Consider the following 7,231-nt stretch of genomic DNA (forward strand, 5'->3'; position numbering starts at 1 on the left):
TTCCACACCTCGTTAATCTGTGGTTTGTGCGGATACGACGCCCTCTTCCAAGAGCTCTTCCCAAGTATATTCTATCACTTTTTCACGGTTTATCAGTTCCACCTGAAGCACCCGTTCCAGAATATTAAGTCCGACGACCTTTGCGGGGCCGTTTGCTGTTGTAATCGTTTCTCCTATATCGGGAAGCTGTTCTTTTGCCGTCTCATACTCATCGTTCTCATATTTTAGACAGCACATCAAGCGTCCGCAAAGACCTGAAATCTTCGTAGGATTTAAAGACAAGTTCTGATCCTTGGCCATTTTAATGGAAACGGGTTCAAAATCTCCAAGGAACGTTGAACAGCAAAGCATTCTTCCGCAAGGACCGATTCCTCCGAGCATTTTCGCCTCATCCCTTACCCCGATTTGGCGCAGCTCAATTCTTGTTTTAAAGATAGAAGCTAAATCTTTTACAAGCTCTCTAAAGTCTACTCGGCCGTCAGCAGTGAAGTAAAAAATGACTTTATTGCGATCAAACGTGAATTCAACATCGACCAGCTTCATATCCAAGCCATGTTCAACCACTTTCTTTTGGCAGATATCAAATGCTGATAAAGCTTCCTGTTTATTTTCTTCTACGATGAGAAGGTCGCGCTCGTCAGCCACACGTATCACTTTTCGCAGGGGAAGCACGACATCATGCTCATCCACCTGTTTATTTGCAATTACGACCTGGCCGTACTCTACGCCTCTGACAGTTTCTACAATTACGCAGCTGTCCTGTTCTATATGAAATCCATTCGGATCAAAATAATATATTTTACCCGCTTTCTTAAAGCGGACACCAATTACATTGTACAAGCTTATCCCTCCTGCAACATTAACACCAAGTGCTCCATTAATCCTTGTACATTCACATTGGAATGAAGCCGTTTCTTTGCTTCTAAAACAGCAAGTATCTGATTCGTAACGCTTTGTTGTGTTGATTGTAGCGCATGCTGTTTTATTGATTGGAATAAGTCTTGATAAATCAATTTATCTTCATTTCCTATTTGGATGGACAACACATCACGATATATCAATAAGAGCATATCAAGACCCATTTCTTGATGGGTTTTTTCTTTGAAAAAGGGCATCCATTGATCTTGAATAAAGAAAAAAGCATGTCCTTTCCGCTGGTGTAGGACTTCATACAATTTTATCACTTTCGCTCTAGACTCTGCAAACTCATCATTTCGACTTAATTCGACTGCTTCTGCTACATTGTTGGTCATGTTGGCCAGAAGCCTTGCGATATGAGGCGAAACATCCTGTTCGATCAGTCTGTCTTCAATTGCTTCCGGCTGCAAAGGCTGAAATGGAAGGGTTTGGCATCTTGAAATGATGGTGTCCAATAACCTTTGGGGCTGCTCAGTAATGAGGATGGCCATTGTGTCTTTATTCGGTTCTTCTAAAAATTTCAGCAGGCTGTTCGCCGCATTTGCTGTCATTTGATCTGCGTGCGAAATAATATACAGCTTTTTATGCGATTCAAGCCCTGTCTTAGAAAACTCTTCTTGCAGCGCTTGAATTTGCGCCTTTTTGATCGATAAACCATCAGGCTGAACAAGATGGAGATCAGGATGGTTCCCCGACTCTATCCGTTTACAGTTTCGGCAGTTCTCACAAGGCTCCGCGCCGTCCTCCAGGCAAAAAAAGCTTTTCGCTAGAAGCAATGCGGCATCAAGCTTGCCTGTTCCTTTTTTCCCCTCAAACAAATAAGCGTGTGATAATCTGTCCTTCTCAATACTATTATATAAGAGCTTCATCACTCTGGGCTGAAGCTCGTTCATTTCCTTCCAGGATATTGCCATTGTATCACTCTCTATGTGTAAAGGTTAATCAATAAACCTTTTATTTCGCCAATACGCTCCAGCAAATCAATTGCCGGTTTTTCCTGATCCATCATCTCTTCCGTAAGCTGTATCAATTTGTCATCTATTTCTTTCACAAGTCCCAGCGTTCTGCTGTTTCCATACAGGTCAAAGCTTTTCGATGTTTCGTGTGAAAGACCGTTGTCTACAGCTTCTTTGACAAAACGTTTCACAAGTCCTTTAAATCTCGCTAAGTCTTTAAAATTTCGGGATTTCGTCAGTCTTTTTCCAAACGCTTCTATATCCGATAAGAGCCTGGTAAGCTGATCAAATTTCAATTTGCTGCTTTGGTTTTCCATTGATGTTTTAAACGACGCTGTGATCTCAGATGTTTTCACAGAAGGAAGCTGCTTATTATCTATAAATGTACGTATATCTTTATTAATTTTCACAGTTTCAAATCCTTAAAATTGATGAAATTCATCGACTGGAAGGACAAATACTGTCGCTCCGCCAACTTCAACTTCGACTGGATAAGGGACATATGAATCAGCATTTCCGCCCATTGGAGATACAGGGGCAATCATCTGATCACGTTTCTGTCCGTTTTCTTTAATGAGACTCAATGCCTTATCGACGCGTATATCCTCGACACCAATCATAAATGTTGTATTGCCTGATTTAAGAAATCCTCCCGTCGTCGCAAGCTTTGTAACTCTAAAGTTGTGATCCGTTAAGGTTTTCAAAAGCCGGTTGCTGTCCTGATCTTGTACAACTGCCACTATCAATTTCATCTGTGAAGGCCTCCTTTAGATTGGAAACAACAATGATCTCGTTTACATTATTATATCAACTATTGGGAAACAGGTCACAATTGAATTTTTTTCAACGCTTCATTGATCACTTTTAGGACGTCCTGAACGACGAGGTCTTTGGGTTGGCTGGCATCAACTGAGTGAAATCTTTTTGGGAATCGCTTCATCAGTTCTTGGTAACCTTCCCGTACCTTTGTATGGAAGCTTAATTTTTCTAAATCAAGCCTGTTTTTCTCCCGCGAACCGTTTGCGTGAATACGTTTCAGTCCTTCTTCCGGGTCAATTGAAAAATAAACCGTCACATGGGGCATCATATCTCCGATGGCAAACTCATTAATTGACAGTACCTCATCAATCCCAAGTCCTCTTGCGTATCCTTGGTATGCAAGCGAACTGTCTATGAATCTGTCACAAAGAACAACATGCCCCTGTTCTAAAGCAGGTTTTACTTTTTCAACTAAATGCTGACGTCTTGCAGCCGCATATAAAAGAGCCTCTGTTTTTGGATCCATTAAAGTATTGTTCTCATTCAAAATGACCTCTCGAATTTGTTCCGCAATATCTATGCCGCCTGGCTCTCGAGTTGCTGTAACCTGAAGGCCTTCTGCTGTCAGTATGTTTTTGATTTCCTGCAGAACTGTCGTTTTCCCCGCACCTTCAGGACCTTCGAATGTAATAAATAAACCGCTCATGATTTCTCCTCTTCTATATAAACAAGTAGTTGTTTCTCTTTGATTTTCATATTCCCTTGAACATGCGTTTTCATGCTGATCAAGCGGCTGAGCTTTTGCACACTTTCTTTTGTAATTCTTTCTCCCGCCATGATCATGGGGATACCCGGAGGATAAGGGATGATATCCTCTGCATTCAGCCGGCCTGCTGCTTCATCAAAGTTCACATATTCTTTCTTGAACGTTTGTAAGACTTTTTTTTGATAAGGCAAGACAGTAATGGGCTGCGCTCTCCATTCTGCAAAAACAAACATCTGATCTGGGGGCGCTTTTTCAATCTCTTCATCAATGTTTTTAATCGTTTCAGCGTTTATTCTGCGTTTTCCTCCCAATGGGAGAACGAGCAGTACTTGATTTTCATCAGCAAGCTCAGTGAACATGTTGGCACGCTCTAATATGCTTTGCAGCGTATACCCAGAATGGCCTCGTTTTGAACGAATTGTGAGCTTCAGCGGATCTGTTATCATCCGTGGATCTGCCGGTGTGACTGCTTCTGCATTTGAAAGTGAATCAAACGTTTGTTTAAGTGATTGGATCTGCTGCAGAATGTCAGAAAGCTTTTGTTCTTCTATAATATGCTGTACATATGCGCGGGCAATGTCTAATGAAGCCATAATCGGATAAGACGGGCTGCTGCTTTGTAATCGGTTTAAATACTCTGCCACCCGATTCCGATCAATTCTGCAGCTGCTGTTGAGATGTAAATAAGAACCCATCGTCATGGCAGGCAGCGTTTTATGAGCCGACTGAACAACAATATCTGCCCCCATTTTTAAAGCTGAGACCGGAAAAGGCTCCCCTAAAACAAAATGTGCGCCATGCGCTTCATCCACCAAAACAGGAATCCCGTAATGATGGGCCTCTGAAATGATTTCGGTCAAATCAGCACTATGCCCGTAATATGTCGGATTGGTCAGCACTAAGCCTTTTGCATCTGGATATGCTGCCAAAGCTTTTTTAATTGTAATAAGCGGAACATGCGTAGGCACATGCATCGCTTCATCAATGTCAGGTGCGAGATAAACAGGCTCAGCACCAGCCAAATCAACTGCATGAAATACAGATTTATGACAGTTTCTTTGAACCAGAACTGTATCACCCGGTTCACAAACAGATAAAATCATTGCTAAGTTCCCGACAGTCGTACCATTCACCAGAAAAAAACTTTCCGCCGATCCATATAATTGACTGACAAGCTCTTGAGCTTCCTTAATCACCCCAGAAGGATGATGGAGATCGTCCAGTCCTGCCAGTTCAGTTACATCAATGGTGAGAAGCGGATCGAATATCGACTTAGCGTCATCAAAAAAGACATCTCCATTGTGATGTCCCGGAACATGAAATGAATGAGAATTTCTTCTCGCATGTTGAATCAATGCTTTATATAAAGGTGTGTTCATTAAAACAATCCTTTGAATGTGTCTTCTTATACTTTATTATATCGTGCCTCTGACAGAACTTAAAGCTAGACTTACTGGTAACTATCTTTCCTTTATTGTAAGCAGCTTTTGCTTCAGATCGCCTTCCATCATCATGAGCTCTTCTTCTGCTTGACGGCGTTTGATTCGTCCTTCTTCTTGTATGGTCAGCGTTTCTTCAAGCGTGCTGATTAAGCTTTCCTGCACCTTCTTTAAAGTATCGATATCAACAAGGCCTCGTTCATTCGCCCGCACGGTTTCAATCGTATTGGTTTTCAAAAGCTCCGCGTTTTTCAACAATAGCTCGTTGGTTGTATCAGATACTTTCTGTTGCGCATCCACTGCATTGCGCTGCCTTAAAAGCGTCAGCGCAATTGCTACTTGGTTTTTCCAAAGCGGAATTGCTGTCACAATGGATGACTGAATTTTTTCAGCTAACGCTTGGTTTGTATTCTGGATCAGCCTGATTTGCGGAGCGCTTTGGATTGTAATTTGCCTGCTCAGAAGCAAATCGTGCAACCTTTTATCTAACCGGTCCGCAAATTGAAGCAAATCGTTTACTTCCTGAACGGCCATTTGGTTATGTGCACTTGATTCGGCCATTTGCTTCAGTTCAGGAATCGTTTTTGTTTTTAATTCCTCGAGCTTCAGTTCTCCTGCAGCAATGTAAACATTCAGCGCGGCGAAGTACTCTTTGTTTTTTTCATATAACTGCTCTAACAGCTTATTGTCACTGATTAAAGCATTTTTAGAGTGCTCCAGCTTCAAACTGATTCTGTCTATCTGTACACTGGTCTTTTGATATTTAGACAGCACCTCCTGAAGAGAATTCGATACTCTTCCAAACATGCGTGCCAAAAAACCCTTTTTCTTAGACTGAAGATCATCAGGATTTACTTGATCCAGCTTTTTCATCAGCTCTCCAAGGATTTCGCCAATCTCTCCGACATCCTTCTTTTGAACATGATCAATCATAGTATGAGAAAAATTCAGCAGTTTAGATTGGGCTTGTGAACCGTATAAGACAATACTTTGCATATTTTTATGATCGATCTGCCCAGCGAGCTGAATTGCTTTTTCCTTGTTTTCCTCGGGAAGAACATCAACAAGGCGTACTTGCTTGTTCTCTGCTTTTATATCCTCCGCCCTAGATATCTCTATATCACCAAAAGGGTCCGCCAATAATTCATCTATATGAAGGTCGCTTTGATCTCGATTCATCGCTCTTACCCTCTTCCATTATTTCTTTAATGAATGCTTTGCTGCATCTAATTCAAATTGCAGTTCGTCAATTTCATCACCCATTACTTGAGTTAAATCTTCCTCTAATCGCTTTGTCAATTCCGCAAGTGTGATACGCGCCTCACTCAACGACAACGACAATTCTTTGCTTTTTTTCGGATGAGATGATAAAAAGGCATACTTCTCTGTCAATTCAACAACTGAATCGAGAGTTTGGTAAAAAAAGCGCTCAGCCTGATAAAACCGTTTAGGCTCTTTTTTTGTGAGGATATAAATCCTTCTGACAAGTCTCAGCATTTCTGCATTTTGTTTAAACATTTGAATGCTTTTTGCCTGAAACAAAGCTTTTCGAAGGCGTATGATTTTCTGCCTTGCTTCCTCGAGGTTTTTCTTAATGTAGGCATATTCTCTTCCTGTCAGTTCATGCCTTTTAAGAAACAACCGTCTCGCATTCCAAATGCCAGCTGTATATACGACTGCCCCTGAAGCGAGCCCATAAACAAAAGATAGGAAAAGCGACTGATTTAAACCGAAAAAGCTCAATATCCCTATAAAAACAAAAGTCGCACTGCTTGTTAAACTCCATATCAAAAAGTGAAAAAATCTCTGCATGAGTTAATCGACTCCTGTGTATATGCTCAGTTTTACTATTATTATCTACTACGTTCTATCCCTAAACAAGTTTCATCTTCTTTTTATTAACCCATTCCTTATGAAAGAGTACAAAAAAAGACCTTTTCAGGTCTAAGAATATAATGGCGGTGTATGAATGCTCTTTAGTTTTTTTACGTAAAAGGCATAGTCAGGATCAGAAGTTGATGTAGAAATTACTTTTCTCTCACAATCTAAGCATATGAATTTCGTATAAAGATGAATGCCTCTATTCTTCTCTTGATCACAAATCACACATGTATGATTAGATTTAACAGTTTCGTCCATCGTCCCCACCTCCGTACAATTAGCCTTCCCTTAAACCGGATATTGTATACACTATTTAGATCTTTTCGAAACTTGAAATCAGTATATGGGCTATATAAGCTGTCGGTGTTTGTATTTGTTTGATTTTATCGATCTTGAATAAACAAAAAACCCAGCTCATTGAGCTGGGTTTTAACCTTGCTTGGCGGCGTCCTACTCTCACAGGGGGAAACCCCCGACTACCATCGGCGCTGAAGAGCTTAACTTCCGTGTTC

General features: G+C 41.0%; 9 protein-coding genes and 1 rRNA gene. All 10 read right to left on the reverse strand.

The features are described 5' to 3' along the window. Positions 1-12: 12 nt before the first annotated feature. Positions 13-840, reverse strand: a complete 828-nt coding sequence (gene ricT / locus AC4CV5_RS20070) for a competence/sporulation regulator complex protein RicT (RefSeq protein WP_490923706.1) — start codon at positions 838-840, stop codon at positions 13-15. A 2-nt stretch (positions 841-842) separates the two neighbouring features. Further along, positions 843-1,832 (reverse strand): DNA polymerase III subunit delta', encoded by a 990-nt coding sequence (holB, locus tag AC4CV5_RS20075; protein ID WP_166854540.1) that lies wholly within the window; start codon positions 1,830-1,832, stop codon positions 843-845. Positions 1,833-1,843: 11 nt separating this feature from the next. After that, positions 1,844-2,284 (reverse strand): YaaR family protein, encoded by a 441-nt coding sequence (locus tag AC4CV5_RS20080; protein ID WP_166854541.1) that lies wholly within the window; start codon positions 2,282-2,284, stop codon positions 1,844-1,846. A gap of 12 nt (positions 2,285-2,296) precedes the next feature. After that, the gene (darA, locus tag AC4CV5_RS20085; protein ID WP_003218295.1) at positions 2,297-2,626 is read right to left on the reverse strand and encodes a cyclic di-AMP receptor DarA; all 330 of its coding nucleotides are present in this window, start codon (positions 2,624-2,626) and stop codon (positions 2,297-2,299) included. Between the two features lie 74 nt (positions 2,627-2,700). Beyond that, entirely contained in the window at positions 2,701-3,339 is a 639-nt protein-coding gene (gene tmk, locus AC4CV5_RS20090; RefSeq protein ID WP_166854542.1) for a dTMP kinase, read from the reverse strand. Continuing rightward, the gene (locus tag AC4CV5_RS20095; protein ID WP_490923707.1) at positions 3,336-4,778 is read right to left on the reverse strand and encodes an aminotransferase class I/II-fold pyridoxal phosphate-dependent enzyme; all 1,443 of its coding nucleotides are present in this window, start codon (positions 4,776-4,778) and stop codon (positions 3,336-3,338) included. The genes tmk and AC4CV5_RS20095 overlap by 4 nt, the downstream gene beginning before the upstream one ends. Before the next feature lie 81 nt (positions 4,779-4,859). Then, complete coding sequence (locus AC4CV5_RS20100; RefSeq protein ID WP_490923708.1) at positions 4,860-6,017, reverse strand: toxic anion resistance protein; 1,158 nt, start codon at positions 6,015-6,017, stop codon at positions 4,860-4,862. Between the two features lie 18 nt (positions 6,018-6,035). After that, on the reverse strand, positions 6,036-6,650 hold the full coding sequence (locus AC4CV5_RS20105; protein ID WP_166854545.1) for a 5-bromo-4-chloroindolyl phosphate hydrolysis family protein: 615 nt from the start codon (positions 6,648-6,650) through the stop codon (positions 6,036-6,038). 132 nt (positions 6,651-6,782) lie between these two features. Next, a complete protein-coding gene (gene csfB, locus AC4CV5_RS20110; protein ID WP_166854546.1) occupies positions 6,783-6,977 on the reverse strand; it encodes an anti-sigma-G factor in 195 nt (64 codons plus the stop codon). 179 nt (positions 6,978-7,156) lie between these two features. Further along, a 5S ribosomal RNA gene (gene rrf / locus AC4CV5_RS20115) occupies positions 7,157-7,231 on the reverse strand; the annotation flags it as partial.

It is taken from the genome of Bacillus sp. NS1 (assembly GCF_058248265.1).